Origin of the sequence: Yoonia sp. (assembly GCF_017854415.1) — a bacterium.
GTDB lineage: Bacteria > Pseudomonadota > Alphaproteobacteria > Rhodobacterales > Rhodobacteraceae > Yoonia.
On the sequence record NZ_JAFMHR010000020.1, the window covers coordinates 10,535 to 30,051 of the forward strand.

The window sequence follows — 19,517 nt, forward strand, 5'->3', positions numbered from 1 at the left end:
CTTCAGTTGGTGGCAGCCCAGATCGATCAACAACAAGGCCGCTATTCGCAACTATATAAGACTTCTGCAACCTCTTGCCGCGTTTGTGGGACGGGTCCGCCCTTGTGGGAAATTCGCGCAGAGCGGGTGATCCGTGACGCGCAAGAACGCCAGCTTTACTTTGAAAATGCGACATTTCGCATACGCGGCGTGCCGATCTTATGGCTGCCTCGCATGCGCCTGCCAGACCCATCCCTGTCGCGCGCGACCGGTCTCTTAATTCCGCAGCAACGCAACACGACGCAGCTTGGTACTGGGATCAAACTACCGTATTTTATCACACTGGGCGACCACCGTGATCTGACCGTGACACCCTATGTCTCGGCGGAAACCAAAACACTTGAACTGACTTACAGACAGGCCTTCGTCAAAGGTAACATCCTCTTGGAAGGCGCAGTCAGCGACGACACATTGATAGATGAAAATCGCAGCTACTTTTTTGCCGAGGGGCAGTTCGAGTTGTCAGATGGATATCAGTTGGATTTCGACATCGAAACCTCAAGCGACCCCGCATATTTACTGGATTATGGGTATTCCAGCAAAGACCGGCTGGACAGCGCATTGGCGCTGTTGCGGGTCACAGACCGGACATTGTTCCAGACCCGCCTCACTTATTACGAATCGCTGCGTGATGGCGAAACGAATGCATCCCTGCCCCCGATCATCGCAGATCTCAGCTATGAAGCGCGCTTGAACCCAGAAATCGGCGGCACGTTTGATTACAGGTTCAGCCTTGATACAAGCTATCGGCCCAGCAACACCGATGGTGACCTCGGCCGCGATGTGACCCGTGGCGGAGTCGATACAGCATGGCAAAACAGTTGGCTATTGGACAGCGGGATTGTCATCACAGCGCAGGCCGGCGCGCGCGCGGATATATACCTCGTCGATGACGATACGGCTTTTGCACAAACTGACTTGCGGGTGGTACCCGCCGCGGGCGTGACCCTGCGCTGGCCTTTGGGAATGCACAGTGAATTCGGGGCGACGCATATCCTAGAACCTACCGTCTACTTGGGTTGGGCGGACAGTTTTGGCGGCACGGCCCCCAATGAAGACAGCACACGCAGCGAGCTTGACCGCGCAAACCTTTTTGCAGCCTCCCGCTTTGCAGGCGAAGATGCAGTCCAGACCGGACCACAAGCAGCCGTTGGGATCACCTGGTCGCGGTTTGGGTCAGACGGGACCACGTCGGCGCTGACTTTCGGACGTGTCATCAAGCAAGACAGTCAGCCAGAATTCACTAAAACCTCTGGCTTGGACGGACCCCGGTCAGATTGGCTCTTGGCTGGGCAGTACACGACTGCAGATGGCTTCGTTTTTGATGCGCGCAGTTTATGGGACATAGACAACGGATTAACCGTCGCCGACAGTCGCATTGCATGGCGCAACGACTGGATAACGCTTGCTGCAAACTATGTCTGGCAAAGCCCGGACCCAGCAGAAGACAGAGCAGAGGATGTCTCGGAGTGGACATTGGACGCGGCATTTGACGTGACTGATGCGTGGGCAATTGCAGTAGATGGCCGCTATGATATTGCCGCCGACAGGCCGGTACGCGCAGGTTTGGGCCTGCAATGGCGCAACGAATGCGTGAGCGTCGACGTTTCGGTCTCGCGCCGCTATACGTCTTCTAGTACGGTAGAGCCAACAACAACATTTGGCCTCAGCGGGTCTATCGGTGGATTTTCAACCGGTCGGGCTGCAGGCGGGATCGCAACAGGCTGCGGGAATTAAAGCGAATGAAAAGTTTGAAGATGCGTTTAGGTACAATTGGTGCAGTGGTATTAAGCTGCGCTGTGATGTTAGGAGCGACCAACGTGGCCGCGCAAGGCCAGTTAGCGACAGCCATCACTGTCGACAGCCGCGTCGTAACGCAGTTTGAAATCGACGATCGCAAGCGTCTGCTTGAGATATTTAACACTGCTGGTGATACTGACCGGATTGCCCGTGAAGGCTTGATCGAGGATCGCCTCAAGCAGCAAGAAATGGCCCGTTTCAATCGTTCGTTGTCAGAAGCAGAACTGCAACTAGCACTTGAGGAATTTGTGGGACGCGCCAACCTGACTTTGCCCGAGTTCGGTCAAGTCTTGGCAGCGCGCAACGTCGCCCCCCGCACATTTATTGACTACGTGAGCGTCGGCGTGATGTGGCGCGATTTTATCCGCGCTCGGTTTAACCGCGAAATCACCATTACCGATGTCGACATTGAACGTGCGTTGGCGCAGCAAGGTGCAACCAGTACGCAGCTTGAAGTTCTACTGAGCGAAATCATCATCGCAGCCCCGCCAGAGCGCGCCGCGCAGGTTCAAGAAGTTGCGGGCCGGATTTCGCGCCTGCGGTCCTTTAGCGAATTCGAAAACGCCGCACGTCAAGTTTCAGCCTTGCCATCGCGTGACAATGGCGGGCGTTTGGGGTGGTTGCCAATCGACAATTACCCGCCACAGATACGCCAGCTGTTGTTAGAACTACGTCCGGGTGAAGTAACCGAACCAATTGATATTCCTAATGGTGTGGCCTTGTTCCAAATGCGCGGGCAACGCGAAGCACAGCGCGCGGCATTGGCCCCGTTGAGCATTGAATACGCCGCCTATTATATCCCCGGTGGTCGTAGTGAGGGCGCATTACGTGCCGCGGCAGATATCAGCAATCAAGTAGACACCTGCGACGACCTTTATGGTGTCGCACGCAACCAGCCTGCCGAAGTTCTGGACCGCTTGACGTTGGCACCAGAAGAGATTTCAGACGATATCGCTCTAGAATTAGCGCGGCTCGATTCAGGAGAGGTTTCGTATAATCTGACCCGCAGCAATGGTGAAACGTTGGTGTTTTTGATGCTTTGTGCGCGCAATAATGCAGGTGCGGGCACTTCGGATCGCGAATTGATCCGCAATCAGATACGCAGCCAACGTCTGAACGCGCTTGCCGCAGCCCTTGTCGCTGATCTGCGCGCGTCGGCTGACATTCGCCCCTGATGCAACCTGTTGTCATAAGCTGTGGCGAACCGGCAGGGATTGGGCCTGAAATTGCCGTAGCCGCTTGGCAGGCACTCAAGTCAGAAATCCCATTGCTGTGGATAGGTGATCCGCGCCATTTGCCGCAAGGCACAGCTTTTCATGCCGCGACAGACCCTGCAGATATTCATCCATTCAAGCTGACCGTTCTAGCGCGTGATTTTGGCGCAGTGGCCGTTGCAGGCAAACCCGATCCCGTACATGCGCAAGGCGTGATTGCAGCCATCGCCGACGGGGTTGCTCTGGTACAATCTGGTGCTGCGCGCGCACTTTGCACCGCCCCTATTCATAAGGCCGCACTGATTGATGGGGCAGATTTTGCCTACCCCGGCCACACAGAATATTTGGCGGCACTAGCCGGCACGGACCAGGTCGTCATGATGCTTGCCTGTGAGGCATTGCGGGTTGTGCCTGCGACAATTCATATTCCGTTGGCCCAGGTGCCAAGCAAGTTAACCGCCAGCCTTTTGACTGACACTCTGCTGATCACACATGCCGGACTGCGCCGCGATTTCGGAATCGCAAAGCCACGCATTGCAGTTGCCGGACTAAATCCGCATGCCGGTGAAGACGGCAAGATGGGCCACGAAGAGATCGAGATGATCACCCCAGTTCTGGATGCGCTGCGCGCCCAAGGGATGAACATCGTGGGACCTTTATCAGCGGACACGATGTTTCATGAAGCGGCCCGCACCAACTATGATGTCGCTATTTGTATGTACCATGACCAAGCGCTGATCCCGATCAAGACGCTGGATTTTTCGGGTGGTGTGAATGTGACACTCGGCCTGCCGTTTATTCGCACGTCGCCGGATCATGGCACAGCGTTCAATATCGCAGGACAAGGTATTGCCGATGCAACGTCGATGATTGCGGCTATTCGCATGGCCGCACAAATGGCGGATGCACGGAATGGATGACAACACCGGAGCCTCCGGCGGGGATATTTATGCTCGGAAGAAACGATGAGCGGGATTGATGATCTACCTCCGTTGCGGGACGTTATTGCAACGCATGAGCTGGCTGCGAAAAAGTCGCTCGGGCAGAATTTCTTGCTGGATTTGAACCTGACCGCCAAGATTGCAAGGCTGGCCGGGGATCTATCCGGCGCAGATGTGCTCGAGATCGGTCCCGGACCGGGTGGATTGACGCGCGGGCTATTGGCTGAGGGTGCACGCCGCGTTTTAGCGATCGAGAAGGACCCGCGCTGCATGCCTGTACTGGCAGAGATTTCGGCAGCATATCCTGATCGTTTGATTGCGATTAACGGTGATGCGCTGACGGTAAACCCGTTGACGCATTTAACGCCACCTATCAAGATTGCGGCTAATCTACCCTATAATGTTGGCACGGAATTGCTGGTGCGCTGGTTGACACCGCCTGACTGGCCGCCGTTTTGGGACAGCCTTACTTTGATGTTCCAGCGCGAGGTCGCACAGCGTATCGTCGCCACCCCCGGTACCAAAGCGTACGGGCGTTTGGCATTGCTATCGCAGTGGCGCACGGATCCCAAGATCGTGATGGAGCTTCCGCCAGAGGCTTTCAGCCCGCCACCCAAAGTCAATTCAGCCGTTGTGCATCTGACCGCCCTGCCCGCGCCACGGTTCGCGGCAAATCCTGGCACATTGAACATGGTCGTTGCTGCAGCGTTCAATCAACGGCGCAAGATGCTGCGCTCTGCTTTGAAATCAGTCAGCCCTGATATTGAGGATCATCTGCGCAGTGCCGGGATCAAACCGACAGAACGCGCTGAGCAAGTTGAATTGGAAGCATTTTGCGCCTTGGCGCGAAGTCTTGATCAATCCTGACCTAAACGCGGCCTCGTGATTGGCACAAAAAAAGCCCCCCGAAATCGGAGGGCTTTTTGTTATTCTGCGGCCTCTGGCGTGCTGCCCTCATCGGGTGCCGGACGCGGTTTGCGCGGGGCCCGTGGCCTGCGCGGGCGCTGTGGTTTTTCTTCGGGCGTTTCGACCAAACCTGCATCGTCGCGTGGTGCGGACTGTTGCGGCGTGGCATCGGTCACATCGGGTTGCGCGGCATTTGCCGGATCATTTGCCGCATCTTCTTGCGCCTTCATCCGGTCCTGACGCTCGCGATCACGCTCTACCTGACGCTGGCGGTTTTGTTCTTCTTGTTCTTCACGCTTGGCGTCAACCTCGCGCTGTGCTTCGGCTAACATACGCGTGTAATGTTCGGCGTGTTGCGCAAAGTTTTCGCCGTCAACACGGTCACCGGACAGGATCGCATCGCGGTGCAACTGGGTGTATTTCTCGATGATTTGCTGCGGTGTTCCGCGCACTTTTCCATCTGGACCAGAGCTATCGAACACCCGATTGATGATGCTACCGCCTGTAGGGCGGTTATTGCGGTTTTTGTTCCGCGACCGTGACTTCGTTGATCTCATGGATGTGCTTTCAAGCCTTTGGCTGTCGTTGCTCTGGCCACATATCACGCAAAATGCGCGTTTCGCTTTGTGGCCTTGCGATGATTGGCGACTAATCTCAGGGGGGTCAGTGGCGAGCCTCGTCCCTGTCGATGAATACTGAATAAGCGGTCGGGTGGGGCCAAGACAAGTGTAAACTGCGTAAATCTTGACGAATTGCGCAAATTTGCCAAGTTGTTTGCTTCAAATTGCGGGTTTTTTGCCAACGACAACGCGGTCGCGGCCATCTAGGTCTGGAATCACTTGCGTGTTGGTAAAGCCTGCGCTTTGGATCATCGCGGTCACTGCAGCCGCTTGGGTCGGGCCAATCTCAAAGATCAGGCGCCCGTTTGGGGTCAAGTATTCGGCAGCATCGCGCGCAATGGTCCGGTAGGCCGACAACCCATCTGCGCCATCGGTTAACGCACCCGTAGGTTCGAACAATCGCACCTCTTGTTGCAGATCATTCATTTCATCGACCGCAATATAAGGCGGGTTGGATATGATCAGATCAAATGGCCCTTGCACGCTGCCAAACCAGTCAGAAGCTAGGAATGTTGCGCGCGGCGTCAGGCCAAGTGCGGCCGCATTCTGTTTTGCGACATCCAACGCGGCCTGCGATATATCCGTGCCAACGCCAGTGGCAGCAGGCCGTTCTGCCAGTAGCGACAGCAAGATACATCCGCTGCCAGTGCCAAGATCAAGAACCCGCGTAAACGGTGCCCGCAGCGCCACTTCAACCAATGTTTCCGTATCAGGGCGCGGGTCGAGTACATCGGATGTCACGATAAACCGATGTTTGTAAAAATCACGGTAGCCAAGCACATGCGATAGCGGCATCCGTTGTGCGCGCTTTGCGATCTTTGCTAAAAACGCTGCACCATCCTCGTCAGGGGTTGCACGCCATAGAATGCGCGCCTCACGCACCGGATCAGGTACGCCTGCTGCATCTAGGATCGCGGTCCCTTGGCGCAACAATTCGTCCGATGTCACGCGCCCATCTCGGCCAGCAGTGTCGCTTGCGCATCGGCTTGTAATGCGGTCACGACCTCTTCGAGGTCACCCTGCATAATCTGGTTGAGCGAATATAATGTCAGGTTTATCCGGTGATCGGTCATGCGCCCCTGGGGAAAGTTATAGGTGCGAATACGCTCGGAACGGTCGCCTGTCCCCACTTGGCTTTTACGATCAGCAGACCGTTCATTATCGACGCGCTGTCGTTCCAAATCAAACAGGCGTGTTTTCAAAACCTGCATTGCGATCTCGCGGTTGCGGTGTTGGGATTTCTCGGAGCTGACAACGATGATGCCTGTTGGGATGTGCAATATGCGCACCGCAGAATCGGTCGTGTTGACGTGCTGACCGCCAGACCCAGACGCGCGCATCGTATCAAGGCGCAGATCGCCGGGATTGATTTGCACATCAACGTCTTCGGCCTCTGGCAGCACCGCAACCGTGGCAGCAGAGGTATGGATACGCCCGCCGCTTTCGGTTTCCGGAACACGCTGCACGCGGTGCACGCCGCTCTCGTATTTCAATTTCGCAAACACACCGTCGCCGACGATGCGGGCCACGACTTCTTTGACGCCACCAAGCTCGCTCAAGGATTGTTCTAGGATTTCAAAGCGCCAGCCCTGCCCTTCGGCGTATTTTTGATACATCCGCAATAGATCAGCCGCAAAAAGCCCTGCTTCATCGCCACCTGTTCCAGGTCTGATTTCAAGCAGTGCAGGACGTCCATCGGCGCTATCTTTGGGCAGCAAGGCCAATTGCACATCGTGTTCTGATGTTTCAAGGGCTGCGCGCAGATCGGGCAGCTCCATCTCGGCCAGCTCTTTCATCTCTGGATCAGAAAGCATCGCCTTTGCATCTGCGATCTGGGCAAGCAGGTCTTTGTAGGCTGTGACCGTCTCGACAACGGGGCGCAGGTCGGAATATTCCTTACCCAATGCAGCGATGTCATTTCCCGCAGAGCCATCAGCCATCTTTGCCTCCAGAAACTGGAAACGGTCGATGATTTGTTCAATTTTATCAGCTGCTATCATGGCAATGGGATTGGCGGATCAAAGCGGTTCGGTCAAGGGGCCAAGTGCCGTAAGCCAGCTTTCAACGCGGGCTTTGTTGACCCCAAGATCTGCCTGACCAAAGCGCAAGCGGCCATAAATCACCAAGAGATCGCCGTCGATCGCAACCGTCGTCTGATCCGGAAAGCCCCATAGCCGCGACCGCGTTTGGAATGTCATCATGCCTTCCGCGACGCTGCCTGCCAAAAGACGTGTGCGCGGGGTTTCAAGGGCGATTTTTTCAACTGCTTCCAAGACCTGCGCCGGGGGTGCTGTAATCTGGCGCGCCGCCAAAAAGCTGCCCGCCGTCAGCGTATCGGTTGGTGCTGTCGCTATTGGTCGCTTGTGCCAAAGCGCGCTATCGGTCGGCGCAAGCCGGACATAGAGCATCAGCGCCGCCAGAACGACAATCAATCCAATCAAGATACGCATGATGTCAGTCTTCCTCAACGGTAAGGCACACCGGGCAAGATCGAGAGCAGCTCAAACATCAGATTGGCCCCCGTCAGCGCGGTATTACCAGAGGGGTCATAAGGCGGCGAGACTTCAACCAGATCACATCCGACAATATTGAGCCCGCGCAAACCGCGGATCAACTCCATGGCTTGTGGCGTGGTCAGCCCGCCGATCTCGGGCGTACCTGTGCCGGGCGCATAGGCGGGATCAAGGCTGTCGATGTCATAGGTGATATAACACGGTTGATCGCCAATTTTAGCTTTAATTTCAGCGGCCAATGGGGTCAGCGACTTGTGCCAAAGTTGGGGGGCAAGGTATTGGTTAAAGCCCCATCCGGCCGCTTCGCTAAAGTCATCCGCAGTATAGCCGGTACCACGTAAACCAATCTGAAAGACTTTATCGGCGGTGATAAGCCCTTCCTCATAGGCACGGCGAAAGACTGTGCCGTGAGTTTCACGCTCGCCGAACATTTCGTCATTTACGTCCGCATGGGCATCCACATGGACCAAAGCAACGGGCCCATGTTTGGCAGCAATAGCGCGCAGCACTGGCAGCGTCAGCGTATGGTCGCCGCCCAAAGTCATCGGAATGAAATCATGCTTAAGGTGTGCAGCGTAAGTCTCTGTAATAATGCGAATACTATCGCTTAACGAAAACGTATTTATTGCCACATCACCTAGGTCCGCACATTGCAGTGCATCAAAAGGTGCAGCCCCCGTCTGGATATTATAGGGCCGGATCATCGCCGATTGTTCGCGCAACTGTTTTGGCCCCATCCGTGTGCCCGACCGCCAAGAGGTGCCAATATCCATCGGAATACCGATAAAGCCCACATCAAGGCCCTGCGCCGTTGCAACTTCGGGCAACCGCATAAACGATTGAGGGCCAGAAAAACGGGCCAGATCATTGCCGGAAATAGGTTGATTAACCATCACTTTTTCCTTTTATTCCATAGCGCTAAACAACATAGCTCCATTGCGACATGCGCGCCTGCTATCGCAGTTGCACCCGTGGTGTCATAGGGGGGCGAAACTTCGACGATATCTCCGCCGACCATGTTGATCCCTGCGATATCACGCAAGATGGATGCGGCCTGCCAAGATGCAAGACCACCCCAAACGGGCGTGCCCGTTCCCGGCGCAAAGGCGGGATCAAGCGCATCAATATCGAACGTGACATAGGTCGGATGATTGCCAACACGGTCCTTGATTTGTTCGGCCACCCAAGCGGCCCCCTTTTCATGGCACGTACGCGCATCAATGTAAGGCATGCCAAGGTAGTCTTCGCATTCTGTCCGGATACCGATCTGAACAGAGCGGGTTACATCCACCAATCCCAGCTTGACCGCCTTGTACATCATCGTGCCATGATCAATGCGGGCCATATTGTCGTCGGGCCACAGATCAGAGTGGGCATCAAACTGCACCACAGATAGCGGTCCGTATTTTTCAGCGCAAGCGCGCAAAATCGGCAATGTAATAAAGTGATCGCCACCCAAAGTCACAGCGCCACAGCCTTGCGCCAATATCCCAGCGATATGGGCCTGAACCAAATCCGGCACGCCTGCAACATCAGCATAGTCAAAAGCCATGTCGCCATAATCGGCGATAGCAAACTCACCCAAAGGATCAAACCCGTCCCAGCCATATGGCGGATCAAAAGGCTGCAAACTTGACGCTTCGCGGATCGCGCGCGGCCCGAACCGGGTCCCGGGGCGGTGCGTAACCGCCTGATCAAATGGTATGCCAGTTACCGCCAAATCAAAACCGGTCAGGTCTTTCGAATACATTCGACGCAAAAACGATGTCGCTCCGGAAAACGCATTCTCATATGACAGGCCGCGCTTGGATGTCGCTGTGAAAGCCCCATCAGCTGCCTCTTTCGCCTTATCAAGTGTCATGTGATGCCCCTCTTCTTTTTTCCCAAATAAACTTCCGCCGGAGGCATCCCGCCCCAACCGCACATCAGACCACTGGCAATGCGCGTTCAATCAGGCGTGCAAAATACGACGCCCCAGCGGGTGCGGCTTCATCGTCAAAATCGTAGGCCGGATGATGCAGACCCGCGCTATCGCCATTGCCGACATAGACATAAGCACCGGGGCGCTGTTCAAGCATATATGAAAAATCCTCTGCGCCCATCTCGTACTGGCGGGCATCATCTACCAGCGGTGATATTTCGCGCGCTACTTCCGCTGCAAATGCAGTTTTCTCGGGATCGTTGATCGTTGCAGGGTAGCCGTATTCGTAGTCTAATTTAGCTGTCACATTATAGGCCGTAGCATAGCCTGCAACGATCTCGCTCAAACGTTTATGCACCATCGCTTGTGTTGATTTCGACAAAGTCCGCACTGTCCCGTTAATATAGGCCTTTTCGGGAATAACGTTATCTGCAGAACCCGTGTGGATTTGCGTTATAGACACCACAAGATCCTCGTAGGCCTTGTTGTTGCGGCTGACGATCGTCTGGATCGCATTCACGATCCCTACGGCCGCGATAACCGGATCAGCGGTCTCGTAGGGGTATGCACCGTGGCCACCAACCCCCGTGATATAGATGTGGATCGTGTCTGCTGCTGCCAAGATCGGCCCGGGTGTTGTATAAAATGACCCAGCGGCATCGCCAGGGCCACTGTGCAAAGCATAGACCTCTTTGATATCAAAACGATCAAGTATGCCTTCTTGGACCATCACTTGCCCCCCACCGCCGCCCTCTTCGGCGGGTTGAAAGATCAGTGCCACGCGTCCTGCAAAGTTGCGGGTCTCGGCCAGATAGCGCGCCGCACCCAAAAGCATAGTCGTATGTCCATCATGGCCGCACGCATGCATTTTACCGGGAATTGTCGACGCATAATCCAGTCCGGTCTCTTCTTGCATCGGTAGCGCATCCATATCGGCGCGCAAGCCGATTGTCGGCCCGGAAGCCTTGCCGTTGATGATCGCTACAACGCCTGTCTTTGCGATACCCTCGTGAATTTCATCGACGCCAAAATCCGTTAGCATCTTGACCACAAACTTAGCCGTTTCATGGCATTCAAACTGCAATTCCGGATGCATATGCAAGTGTCTGCGCCACGCGGTCATATCCGTTGCGAAATCTGCGATGCGGTTGATTACGGGCATGTCTGGCGCTCCGGCTTGGGTATGATTAGGGTCGCAGTTGACCGCAACAAGAGGCCCTGCGCAATGCCTGATGACACCCTAATTCACGATCCTGACGGTGGCATGCCACGTCTATTGGAAATCATGCGCCGCCTGCGTGATCCGCAGTCCGGCTGTCCGTGGGATATCGAGCAGGATTTCGAAAGCATTGCCCCCTATACCATCGAAGAAGCCTATGAAGTCGCCGACGCCATTGCGCGCAGCGATTGGGCCGATCTTGAGGGCGAATTGGGGGACCTGTTGTTGCAGACAGTTTATCACACCCAAATGGGGTCTGAAGCGGGTCATTTCACCTTTGAAAGCGTGGTGAAATCCATCAGCGACAAGATGGTCGCGCGTCATCCACATGTTTTTGGCGACGAATCGCGTGAAAAATCTGCTGAACAACAGGTGGCAGATTGGGAAAAAATCAAAGCGGTTGAACGCGCAGGCAAAGCGCAGGCACGCACGCTGGACGGCGTGGCGATGGGCATGCCCGCTTTGACACGCGCAGTGAAATTACAAAAGCGTGCGGCGCGCGTAGGGTTTGATTGGCCTGATACGTCGCATGTCATCGACAAAATTGTCGAAGAAGCCGCCGAGTTGATAGAGGCCCGCGAGAAGCTGACCCAAAAAGAGGTCGAGGAAGAGTTTGGTGATCTGATGTTTGTTGTCGCAAACCTTGCGCGCCACCTTGATATTGATCCAGAGGCTGCACTGCGGGCCACAAATGCTAAGTTCACGCGCCGGTTTGAAGGGGTTGAAGATGCTTTGCAAGCCAAAGGCAAGCAGCCTGCAGACAGCGATTTGGCCGAAATGGACGCACTTTGGGATGCTGTGAAGCACGCAGAAAAGGGCTGTTGAGGGGGCTGTCTGCCCCCGCCCTTTCAGGGCCCCCCGAAGGTATTTTCGAACAGAAGAAGCAGGCTTAGCTTGCCGCTTTTTCTTCGAGTGTGAGCCATTCTTCTTCGGCATCTGACAGCATGTTTTGACGTGCGACCAGTGCGTCCATTGCTTTCTGGAATTTTACAGGGTGCTGTGTGAACAGATCAGGATCGGCCAGCAGTTCTTCGAGCTTGCCGATCTCTGCATTCAATTTATCGATCACAGTTGGTAGTTCTTCCAAGCGGTGCTTTTCAGTGAATGACAGACCCGATTGGGTTTCCTTTTTCTCGGACTTCTTGTCTTTCTTGGCCAGCGGCTTGCTGGCTTGCTTGGCTTCAAAGAAATCGCCGCCGCGTTGCATGCGGTAATCAGTCCAACCGCCTGCATAAACAACGGCTTGGCCGTTGCCTTCCATCGCAATTGTTGTGGTGGCGACACGGTCAAGAAAATCACGGTCGTGGCTAACCAGCAATACGGTGCCGTCGTATTCGCCCAAGATGTCTTGCAAAAGATCAAGCGTTTCAATGTCCAGATCGTTTGTCGGTTCGTCCAGTATCAAAAGGTTGCTTTCACGCGCCATCAATCGCGCGAGCAACAGCCGTGCTTTTTCACCGCCCGAAAGCGAGCGGACAGGCGCGCGCGCTTGGGCTTCGTCAAATAGGAATTCCTTAAGGTAACCGACAACATGTTTCGGTTGCCCCCGCACCATCACCTGATCGGACTTGCCAGACACACCCAGTACCGGATCGCTGGCAAGGTTTTCCCAAAGCGTCATGTTCTGATCAAGTGCTGCACGCGATTGGTCGAACACCGCGATATCAAGGTTCGTGCCAAGTTTAATCTCACCTTCGTCAGGTTCGACCTGCCCCAGTAGCATCTTGATCAGCGTGGTTTTTCCGACACCGTTCGGGCCGACAAAAGCGATTCTATCGCCGCGTTGGACTGTCAGATTGAAGTTCTTGACGATCTGCTTGCCGTCGTAAGACTTGGTCAGATCAAAAGCTTCTACGACTTTCTTGCCGGACACCGCACCGCCATCAAACGCCATTGCAGCCGTACCTTGGCGCATGATCTGGGCAGAACGTTCCGCACGCAGTTCTTGCAACGCGCGTACACGTCCTTGGTTGCGTTTGCGCCTCGCAGAAATACCTTCAACGGCCCAACGCGCTTCGGCTTTGATTTTGCGATTCAGTTTATGGCGCTGCTGGTCTTCTTCTTCCCACAGCTTGTCGCGCCACGCCTCGAAATTTTCGAAACCTTCTTCGGCGCGGCGCACCTGACCGCGATCCACCCAAAGGGTCGCCCGCGTGAGTGCGCGCAGAAACGCACGGTCGTGGCTGATGATGATAAACGCTGCGCGTGTTTGCTTTAGCTCTTGTTCAAGCCAAGCAATCGCTTCGATATCAAGGTGGTTTGTCGGCTCGTCCAGCAGCATCAATTCCGGCGCTTCGGCCATCAGTTTCGCCAAGGCCGCACGCCGCCGTTCACCCCCCGATGCTGTTTTCACATCGCCATCAGGGTCAAATTTCAGACCTTCCGCGACCATGTCGACCTTGTATGCCTCGTCGGGGTCCAAGCCGGACGCGGCATATTCGCCAAGCGTTGCGAACCCTTCCATCGTGGGGTCTTGTTCCATGTAGCCGACTTGCACGCCCGGGGCTGCCACGCGTGTACCACTGTCGGGCAACATCAGTCCTGCCATGACTTTCATCAAGGTTGATTTGCCTGATCCGTTGCGCCCGACCAAGGCGACACGGTCGCCCGGTTGCACGACCAAAGAGAGGTCTTCAAAAACGGGGTCCCCACCAAAGGTGAGACCAATATCAGAGAGCTGGAGTAAGGGTGCTTTTGCCATACCGCCTGCTATGACAGCCGCGTTCCTTCTGCAAGAGCACGTAGCGCTGCAGCGCGCGATGGGGGCACAGATGCGACCTCTAGGCACGTAAAAACATGTAGCGTGTTCATTTTATGGTCGATTACCGCGTGATCACTGACCCAACCGCCCATCGCCAGATAGGTGCGCAGCAGCGGGGGCATCGGATCAGCACCGTTTTGTGGTGCATCCGCAAAGGGAATCACCTGATCTGTGAGGGGCAAAGGTCGCAGCGCCGTAGGCCCAAGATGTTGCGCGCGCAAACGGTGAAACGCGCGGCCATACCGTGCGGGATCAATGCCCGCAAAACTGGTGCAGCCAAAGAGCAGCGCCGCAGCTTTTTCATCGACGGTCTTCGTTAATGCACCCCATGCAACACGCAATACATCCGCATCCAGAACATCAGGTGCGATGCAAAAGCGACCGATCTCAATAATGGGATCAACCGACGTCGAAATCCTTGCTAAATCATAGTATTGCGCGGTATAGCTTGTGTTCACACTCGCGCCATCATGCATATGATATAGTCGTGCTGTGGCCACGACCCGGCCGACAGTATCTGTAACCATCAAGTGTTCGCAATCGGTGTCAAAGTCATCTTGATCCACGCCTTGTGTTCCGAAGAAACAAAGGTGCCGCAGTTGCTGACAGGCCTGCAATTCGCAAGCCGTCTGGGCAAACCGTGCCGCGTAGCGGCCTTTGTGGAACAAAAATGTCATCAAGCCTCGTCTTGGCGAATGGGGTTATGCGGCCTACGTTACAAAGCAACGCAATGAAAGAAACGGTGAAAATATGGACAAGATCGTCAAAACGGACGCCGAGTGGCGCGCGCAGCTGTCTGACATGGCTTACAAGGTCACACGCAAGCATGGCACCGAACGTGCTGGCACCTATGAGGATTTCCCTAAAGAAGCAGGCACTTACATGTGTGTTTGCTGTGGCGCGCCATTGTTTGAACAAGACGCAAAATTTGAAAGCGGGACAGGCTGGCCGTCATTTTTCCAACCCATCGATTCTGAATTGGTCGGCGAAACGACCGACCGCAGCTTTTTCATGAAACGCACCGAAGTGCATTGCAATCGCTGTGAGGCGCATCTGGGCCATGTGTTCCCTGACGGGCCAAAACCAACCGGACTGCGCTATTGCATCAACGGTGTCGCGTTGACCTTCGAGCCTGAAGAATAAGCATTATTTATAGTGTGCGCGCCTGTCACCAAAGGTGCGCACACGTTTGCGCCATGTCCGGTAACTGCCGGTTTTCAGCTTATCGCGCATCAACGCTTTGACCTGTTTTTCACCTAAGCCATATTCGCGTTCAATATCAGCAAAGCTCACGTGATCCGACAGCGCCATCTGAACGATTTCGCTAACGTGATCCGGCTGCAAGTCTTGGGCTTTCTTCATAACACAAAGGTAGGTGGCAAACGCCTTAGGACAAGCCCTATTGCTCGCCCAAGAATGTTCCTGCATCAAGCCGTCCGAACGACGCAAAAAGCTGGCTGAGGAAGGTCACGTCGTTGATCCCGTCCTCGGTGACGCGCCGGTCCAATACAACGACCCGCCCGTCTTCCATCGTGTAGCGCGTAATATTGCGCATCACATCGCCAGCGTCGAAATCAATGGCGAGGATTTCACGATCAACCAACCGTGGTGCGAAAGGTCCGAAATAGCGGAACTGGCTCGCGGCATAATAAATCGTGTTCTTTTCAAGCGCGCGCTCGGAAATCGGAGAGCCAAATAGAGTGATTACCTCTGATTTTGAAGTTTGGCCGACCTGCAATGTCGCAATTTCTTCGGCGGGCGGAATGAACCCGTGAAAGCGATCCATTTGCGTGCAGCCTGTCACAGCCACTAATCCTAGCATGAGGACCGAATTTCGCAGCTTGCCTGACTTGATACCCATGAACGCGCCCTCTTGCCTTGGCCTCCATGGCCTTTTATCCCCACTACAGTACCAAAGACCCCTGTTCAAGAATCGAAAGCTGCTTTGACCCAACTGCCCCAATCACAGATGCGTTTATCCGAACTCACAACGGGCCGCGCGACGCCGTTTTCCCTTTTGCCTAATGCGCCAGAGCGCAAGGCGATTGCAGACGCGCTTGGCATTGTCGCGATCAAAAAGCTGAAATTCGAAGGCACACTGACCCCGCAAGGCCGGTCCGATTGGACATTGCAGGCAAAGCTGGGTGCGACCGTGGTCCAAGACTGCGTTGTAACACTTGATCCGGTAACCACCCGTATTGATGAGGAAATCGCGCGCGCCTATATGGCTGAGATCCCTGAAATTGACGCTGCAGAGTTGGAAATGTCGCAAGATGATGCGATTGATCCGCTGCCTGAAACGCTTGATCTGGCACAGGTGATGATCGAGGCATTGTCACTGGCCCTGCCCTCGTATCCGCGCAGCGCTGGTGCGGATCTGGGCAAGATTGCCGTCACGGCCCCCGGAATTGCCCCCATGAGCGATGATGACGCAAAGCCCTTTGCGGGCTTGGGCGCATTGCGTGAAAGTCTTGAAAAGAAAGAAGAATAGCCGCACCTTAGGCGGTGGGGAAAAAGGGTTGCACATATACGGAATCGCAGTATGTTCGCGCCTCTTTTACATCGTGTCTCGACAGGGCTGTCACAATCGCGTAGGACCCCCGCAGACACAAGGAAATCTGGGCCTCGGCCCTTTAAAATATAGGGTTAGACATGGCCGTCCAGCAGAATAAAGTATCCAAATCCCGCCGTAATAATCGGCGTGCACACGACTCGCTGGTTGCAGCGAACCCAAATGAGTGTGACAACTGTGGTGAACTCAAGCGTCCGCACCACGTGTGCCCATCTTGTGGTCACTATGCGACACGCGAAGTGATCGCAGACAAAACCGAAGTCGACCTCGACGAAGACGCAGCATAAGCGACGCAAAGGCACTTAGCATGACATCATCCCAGCAGGACATCGATCCGACGCAGGGATATGCTGCAAACAAAGTGCTTTCAGTCGACGCTATGGGCGGCGATCAAGGGCCTGCAACTGTTGTTGCGGGCCTTTCAAAGTTTCTAAGCGACGAAACCGATGCGCGCGCGATCCTGCACGGCCCCAAACCCGAGTTGCAGGCCTTGATTGCTAAATACAAAATTGCAGACCGTGTCACAGTGCATGATGCTGCAGAAGTCGTCAAAATGACCGACAAGCCCAGCCATGTGCTGCGCAACGGCAAGAAAACCTCTATGTGGTCCGCAATCGAAGCCGTGCGCAACGATGAAGCGGCCGTTGCTATCAGTTGCGGCAATACGGGCGGATTGATGGCAATGTCGATGCTGCGTCTGCGCAAGGCAGAAGGCGTCAACCGCCCTGCCATCGCTTGCCTGTGGCCATCGCGTAATCCTGCTGGTTTCAATGTGATGCTAGATGCCGGTGCGGATATTCGCGCGGATCAGGATGATCTGCTGACTTATGCGTTGATGGGCGCCTCTTACGCCCGCAATGGCCTTGATATCAAACACCCAAGGGTTGGCCTGCTCAATGTTGGCACCGAAGAACACAAAGGCCGCGCAGAGCTAAAGGTCGCGCACGAACTGATCGCCAAGGCCGCTGTTCTTGGTGATTTTGAGTATGTCGGTTTTGTCGAAGGCGGTGATCTGCCATCCAACAAAGTGGACGTGATTGTCACCGATGGCTTTACCGGCAATGTGGCGCTGAAAACCGGCGAAGGCACTGCAACGCTGATCAGCGAGTTGCTCCGTAGTTCATTGATGAAAAACCCGTGGTCTATGCTTGGTGCAATGCTCGCACGTGGATCTTTGCGCGGATTGCGCAAACGGATTGATCCACGTCGCGTAAATGGCGGTGTCTTCTTGGGCTTGAACCATACGGTCATCAAAAGCCACGGATCGGCGGACGCGACTGGCGTTGCCGCAGCGTTGCATCTTGGTTACCGCCTGGCGCAAAGTGGTTTTTCCGATAAACTTGCCGCACGGGTTGCATCCGCCGCATCAGTTGCTCAAGATACGTTAACGGAAAGTGAGACCCCAGGTCTCAAAACAAAAACAGGCAAGTAGAAATGATGCGTCGCGCAGTCGTAAAAGGGGTTGGTCACTACCTACCCGAACGTGTGGTCCCCAACGCTGAATTTGAAAAAAGCCTTGAAACCTCAGATGAATGGATCAAAAGCCGCTCTGGCATCGAACGGCGCCATTTCGCAGCCGAAGGCCAGACCACATCCGATCTTGCATCCGAAGCCGCGAAAGCCGCGCTTAAGATGGCAAACATGGAAGGCAGCGACATCGACGCGATCATTGTCGCGACTTCAACCGCAGACCTGACCTTTCCCTCTGCGGCCACAATGGTGCAGAACGCTATCGGGAACACCACGGGCTATGCCTTTGATGTGCAAGCCGTTTGTGCGGGTTTCGTCTATGCCCTATCAAATGCAAACGCCCTTATCGTTTCCGGCCAAGCTGACCGCGTGCTGGTCATCGGTGCGGAAACATTCAGCCGCATTATGGATTGGACAGACCGTGCAACTTGCGTGCTGTTTGGTGATGGTGCCGGTGCGCTGATCCTTGAAGCTGAAGACGGTACAGGCAACACCGCTGATCGCGGTGTGCTGTCGGTCGATTTGAATTCCGACGGTCGCTACAAAGATCTACTTTACGTCGATGGCGGTGTTTCGACCCAAAACAGCGGTATGCTGCGCATGCAAGGCAAAGAGCTGTTTCGCCATGCTGTTGAAAAGCTCGCACAAACCGCTGATGCCGCTTTGGGGAAAATTGGCCTAGAGGCTGATGACGTCGATTGGATCGTCCCCCATCAAGCGAATATCCGCATCATCCAATCCACAGCCAAAAAACTGGGTGTCGGCATGGAGCGGGTGATCGTGACAGTCCAAGATCATGGCAATACCTCTGCCGCATCGATTCCCCTTGCCCTGTCCGTCGGGGTCGCAAATGGCCAGATCAAGCAAGGCGATCTGGTCGTCACAGAGGCAATTGGTGGTGGTTTGGCCTGGGGCGCGGTTGTGATCCGCTGGTAAAGGGCGCAAAGCTGCCTTGAATACCGATTGCCAAGCCGTTGTTATTGACTCTGAATTTGCGCACGGCATATGATCTTTTGTAATGTGAGGGGTACTTAGATGGCGGATAAGACTTTGACGCGGATGGACTTGGCAGATGCAGTGCATAGCCAGGTTGGTCTTTCCAGAAACGATAGCGCGGATTTGGTTGAAAGCGTGCTTAGTCACGTGTCTGACAGTCTTGTTTCTGGTGAAACCGTCAAGATTTCATCGTTTGGTACCTTCTCCGTGCGCGAAAAAGCAGCACGCGTGGGTCGCAACCCTAAAACCGGCGAAGAGGTTCCAATCCACCCCCGCCGCGTTCTGACATTCCGTCCGTCGCATCTGATGAAAGATCGCGTCGCTGCGGGGAACAAACGCTAAGTTATGGCCAAAGCCAAAGACGCATTTCGTACAATCAGTGAAGTTGCCGAATGGTTGGATACACCCACCCATGTGCTGCGCTTTTGGGAAAGCAAATTCAGCCAGATCAAGCCTGTTAAAGGGGCTGGTGGACGACGCTATTACCGGCCCGCCGATATGGATTTATTGGGCGGTATCAAGAAGTTACTGCATGAAGATGGTCT

General features: G+C 54.9%; 23 protein-coding genes. 12 read left to right on the forward strand and 11 right to left on the reverse strand.

The genetic code is table 11. The features are described from left to right. From lptD to rsmA, 4 genes are all read left to right on the forward strand, one after another. The coding region (gene lptD, locus QZ197_RS04050; RefSeq protein ID WP_296430318.1) for an LPS assembly protein LptD at positions 1 to 1,776 on the forward strand (1,776 nt) is incomplete at its 5' end. A 5-nt stretch (positions 1,777 to 1,781) separates the two neighbouring features. Continuing rightward, positions 1,782 to 3,014, forward strand: a complete 1,233-nt coding sequence (locus QZ197_RS04055; protein ID WP_296430319.1) for a peptidylprolyl isomerase — start codon at positions 1,782 to 1,784, stop codon at positions 3,012 to 3,014. Continuing rightward, a complete protein-coding gene (gene pdxA / locus QZ197_RS04060; RefSeq protein WP_296430320.1) occupies positions 3,014 to 3,973 on the forward strand; it encodes a 4-hydroxythreonine-4-phosphate dehydrogenase PdxA in 960 nt (319 codons plus the stop codon). The genes QZ197_RS04055 and pdxA overlap by 1 nt, the downstream gene beginning before the upstream one ends. A gap of 45 nt (positions 3,974 to 4,018) precedes the next feature. After that, positions 4,019 to 4,861: a 16S rRNA (adenine(1518)-N(6)/adenine(1519)-N(6))-dimethyltransferase RsmA gene (rsmA, locus tag QZ197_RS04065; RefSeq protein WP_296430321.1), complete on the forward strand. Its 843-nt coding sequence runs from the start codon at positions 4,019 to 4,021 to the stop codon at positions 4,859 to 4,861. Between the two features lie 59 nt (positions 4,862 to 4,920). On the opposite strand, the gene QZ197_RS04070 is transcribed toward rsmA, so the two are convergent. From QZ197_RS04070 to QZ197_RS04100, 7 genes are all read right to left on the reverse strand, one after another. After that, on the reverse strand, positions 4,921 to 5,457 hold the full coding sequence (locus QZ197_RS04070) for a DUF4167 domain-containing protein (protein WP_296430322.1): 537 nt from the start codon (positions 5,455 to 5,457) through the stop codon (positions 4,921 to 4,923). A 222-nt stretch (positions 5,458 to 5,679) separates the two neighbouring features. Beyond that, a complete protein-coding gene (prmC, locus tag QZ197_RS04075) occupies positions 5,680 to 6,468 on the reverse strand; it encodes a peptide chain release factor N(5)-glutamine methyltransferase (protein WP_296430324.1) in 789 nt (262 codons plus the stop codon). After that, positions 6,465 to 7,520 carry a peptide chain release factor 1 gene (gene prfA / locus QZ197_RS04080; protein WP_296430326.1) on the reverse strand — a complete coding sequence of 352 codons (1,056 nt, stop codon included), beginning with the start codon at positions 7,518 to 7,520 and terminating at the stop codon, positions 6,465 to 6,467. Before prfA ends, prmC begins: the two co-directional genes overlap by 4 nt. Positions 7,521 to 7,538: 18 nt before the next feature. Further along, a complete protein-coding gene (locus QZ197_RS04085) occupies positions 7,539 to 7,970 on the reverse strand; it encodes a DUF1499 domain-containing protein (protein WP_296430328.1) in 432 nt (143 codons plus the stop codon). A 14-nt stretch (positions 7,971 to 7,984) separates the two neighbouring features. Continuing rightward, entirely contained in the window at positions 7,985 to 8,926 is a 942-nt protein-coding gene (speB, locus tag QZ197_RS04090) for an agmatinase (RefSeq protein WP_296430330.1), read from the reverse strand. Next, positions 8,926 to 9,894 carry an agmatinase gene (speB, locus tag QZ197_RS04095; protein WP_296430331.1) on the reverse strand — a complete coding sequence of 323 codons (969 nt, stop codon included), beginning with the start codon at positions 9,892 to 9,894 and terminating at the stop codon, positions 8,926 to 8,928. Before speB (QZ197_RS04095) ends, speB (QZ197_RS04090) begins: the two co-directional genes overlap by 1 nt. Positions 9,895 to 9,958: 64 nt before the next feature. After that, on the reverse strand, positions 9,959 to 11,116 hold the full coding sequence (locus QZ197_RS04100) for a M20 aminoacylase family protein (protein WP_296430333.1): 1,158 nt from the start codon (positions 11,114 to 11,116) through the stop codon (positions 9,959 to 9,961). Positions 11,117 to 11,179: 63 nt separating this feature from the next. Between QZ197_RS04100 and mazG the strand changes: the two genes are divergently transcribed. Further along, entirely contained in the window at positions 11,180 to 11,998 is an 819-nt protein-coding gene (gene mazG, locus QZ197_RS04105) for a nucleoside triphosphate pyrophosphohydrolase (RefSeq protein WP_296430335.1), read from the forward strand. A gap of 64 nt (positions 11,999 to 12,062) precedes the next feature. Here mazG and QZ197_RS04110 read toward each other — a convergent pair whose 3' ends face one another. Continuing rightward, entirely contained in the window at positions 12,063 to 13,874 is a 1,812-nt protein-coding gene (locus QZ197_RS04110; protein WP_296430336.1) for an ATP-binding cassette domain-containing protein, read from the reverse strand. 8 nt (positions 13,875 to 13,882) lie between these two features. Then, positions 13,883 to 14,611 (reverse strand): GNAT family N-acyltransferase, encoded by a 729-nt coding sequence (locus tag QZ197_RS04115; protein ID WP_296430338.1) that lies wholly within the window; start codon positions 14,609 to 14,611, stop codon positions 13,883 to 13,885. A gap of 73 nt (positions 14,612 to 14,684) precedes the next feature. On the opposite strand from QZ197_RS04115, the gene msrB reads away from it, so the two are divergent. Next, on the forward strand, positions 14,685 to 15,077 hold the full coding sequence (gene msrB, locus QZ197_RS04120; RefSeq protein WP_296430339.1) for a peptide-methionine (R)-S-oxide reductase MsrB: 393 nt from the start codon (positions 14,685 to 14,687) through the stop codon (positions 15,075 to 15,077). Positions 15,078 to 15,080: 3 nt separating this feature from the next. Here the strand turns inward: msrB and QZ197_RS04125 are convergent, their stop codons facing one another. Both QZ197_RS04125 and bamE read right to left on the reverse strand, forming a co-directional pair. Next, the gene (locus QZ197_RS04125) at positions 15,081 to 15,296 is read right to left on the reverse strand and encodes a DUF2805 domain-containing protein (protein ID WP_296430341.1); all 216 of its coding nucleotides are present in this window, start codon (positions 15,294 to 15,296) and stop codon (positions 15,081 to 15,083) included. Between the two features lie 37 nt (positions 15,297 to 15,333). Then, complete coding sequence (gene bamE / locus QZ197_RS04130; RefSeq protein WP_296430343.1) at positions 15,334 to 15,795, reverse strand: outer membrane protein assembly factor BamE; 462 nt, start codon at positions 15,793 to 15,795, stop codon at positions 15,334 to 15,336. Positions 15,796 to 15,903: 108 nt separating this feature from the next. On the opposite strand from bamE, the gene QZ197_RS04135 reads away from it, so the two are divergent. The 6 genes from QZ197_RS04135 to QZ197_RS04160 form a co-directional block, all read left to right on the forward strand. Next, positions 15,904 to 16,425: a DUF177 domain-containing protein gene (locus QZ197_RS04135; RefSeq protein ID WP_296430346.1), complete on the forward strand. Its 522-nt coding sequence runs from the start codon at positions 15,904 to 15,906 to the stop codon at positions 16,423 to 16,425. A 161-nt stretch (positions 16,426 to 16,586) separates the two neighbouring features. Further along, positions 16,587 to 16,793 carry a 50S ribosomal protein L32 gene (gene rpmF, locus QZ197_RS04140; RefSeq protein WP_296430349.1) on the forward strand — a complete coding sequence of 69 codons (207 nt, stop codon included), beginning with the start codon at positions 16,587 to 16,589 and terminating at the stop codon, positions 16,791 to 16,793. Positions 16,794 to 16,813: 20 nt separating this feature from the next. Further along, positions 16,814 to 17,938: a phosphate acyltransferase PlsX gene (gene plsX, locus QZ197_RS04145; RefSeq protein WP_296430351.1), complete on the forward strand. Its 1,125-nt coding sequence runs from the start codon at positions 16,814 to 16,816 to the stop codon at positions 17,936 to 17,938. A 2-nt stretch (positions 17,939 to 17,940) separates the two neighbouring features. Beyond that, positions 17,941 to 18,912 carry a beta-ketoacyl-ACP synthase III gene (locus QZ197_RS04150; RefSeq protein WP_296430354.1) on the forward strand — a complete coding sequence of 324 codons (972 nt, stop codon included), beginning with the start codon at positions 17,941 to 17,943 and terminating at the stop codon, positions 18,910 to 18,912. A gap of 99 nt (positions 18,913 to 19,011) precedes the next feature. Further along, on the forward strand, positions 19,012 to 19,314 hold the full coding sequence (gene ihfA / locus QZ197_RS04155) for an integration host factor subunit alpha (protein WP_296430356.1): 303 nt from the start codon (positions 19,012 to 19,014) through the stop codon (positions 19,312 to 19,314). A 3-nt stretch (positions 19,315 to 19,317) separates the two neighbouring features. Next, positions 19,318 to 19,517, forward strand: a 200-nt coding sequence (locus QZ197_RS04160) for a MerR family transcriptional regulator (RefSeq protein ID WP_296430359.1), incomplete at its 3' end; no start/stop codon positions are given.

What these genes read in the sequence shown, in the direction of transcription:
- rpmF (WP_296430349.1), top strand. Translation starts at nt 16,587, where the DNA reads ATGGCCGTCCAGCAGAATAAAGTATCCAAATCCCGCCGTAATAATCGG.
- QZ197_RS04100 (WP_296430333.1), bottom strand. Translation starts at nt 11,116, where the DNA reads ATGCCCGTAATCAACCGCATCGCAGATTTCGCAACGGATATGACCGCG.
- msrB (WP_296430339.1), top strand. Translation starts at nt 14,685, where the DNA reads ATGGACAAGATCGTCAAAACGGACGCCGAGTGGCGCGCGCAGCTGTCT.
- QZ197_RS04125 (WP_296430341.1), bottom strand. Translation starts at nt 15,296, where the DNA reads ATGAAGAAAGCCCAAGACTTGCAGCCGGATCACGTTAGCGAAATCGTT.
- QZ197_RS04135 (WP_296430346.1), top strand. Translation starts at nt 15,904, where the DNA reads ATGCGTTTATCCGAACTCACAACGGGCCGCGCGACGCCGTTTTCCCTT.
- pdxA (WP_296430320.1), top strand. Translation starts at nt 3,014, where the DNA reads ATGCAACCTGTTGTCATAAGCTGTGGCGAACCGGCAGGGATTGGGCCT.
- QZ197_RS04150 (WP_296430354.1), top strand. Translation starts at nt 17,941, where the DNA reads ATGATGCGTCGCGCAGTCGTAAAAGGGGTTGGTCACTACCTACCCGAA.
- ihfA (WP_296430356.1), top strand. Translation starts at nt 19,012, where the DNA reads ATGGCGGATAAGACTTTGACGCGGATGGACTTGGCAGATGCAGTGCAT.
- speB (WP_296430330.1), bottom strand. Translation starts at nt 8,926, where the DNA reads ATGGTTAATCAACCTATTTCCGGCAATGATCTGGCCCGTTTTTCTGGC.
- speB (WP_296430331.1), bottom strand. Translation starts at nt 9,894, where the DNA reads ATGACACTTGATAAGGCGAAAGAGGCAGCTGATGGGGCTTTCACAGCG.
- mazG (WP_296430335.1), top strand. Translation starts at nt 11,180, where the DNA reads ATGCCTGATGACACCCTAATTCACGATCCTGACGGTGGCATGCCACGT.
- QZ197_RS04110 (WP_296430336.1), bottom strand. Translation starts at nt 13,874, where the DNA reads ATGGCAAAAGCACCCTTACTCCAGCTCTCTGATATTGGTCTCACCTTT.
- QZ197_RS04055 (WP_296430319.1), top strand. Translation starts at nt 1,782, where the DNA reads ATGAAAAGTTTGAAGATGCGTTTAGGTACAATTGGTGCAGTGGTATTA.
- bamE (WP_296430343.1), bottom strand. Translation starts at nt 15,795, where the DNA reads ATGGGTATCAAGTCAGGCAAGCTGCGAAATTCGGTCCTCATGCTAGGA.
- prfA (WP_296430326.1), bottom strand. Translation starts at nt 7,520, where the DNA reads ATGATAGCAGCTGATAAAATTGAACAAATCATCGACCGTTTCCAGTTT.
- QZ197_RS04085 (WP_296430328.1), bottom strand. Translation starts at nt 7,970, where the DNA reads ATGCGTATCTTGATTGGATTGATTGTCGTTCTGGCGGCGCTGATGCTC.
- QZ197_RS04070 (WP_296430322.1), bottom strand. Translation starts at nt 5,457, where the DNA reads ATGAGATCAACGAAGTCACGGTCGCGGAACAAAAACCGCAATAACCGC.
- QZ197_RS04115 (WP_296430338.1), bottom strand. Translation starts at nt 14,611, where the DNA reads ATGACATTTTTGTTCCACAAAGGCCGCTACGCGGCACGGTTTGCCCAG.
- plsX (WP_296430351.1), top strand. Translation starts at nt 16,814, where the DNA reads ATGACATCATCCCAGCAGGACATCGATCCGACGCAGGGATATGCTGCA.
- rsmA (WP_296430321.1), top strand. Translation starts at nt 4,019, where the DNA reads ATGAGCGGGATTGATGATCTACCTCCGTTGCGGGACGTTATTGCAACG.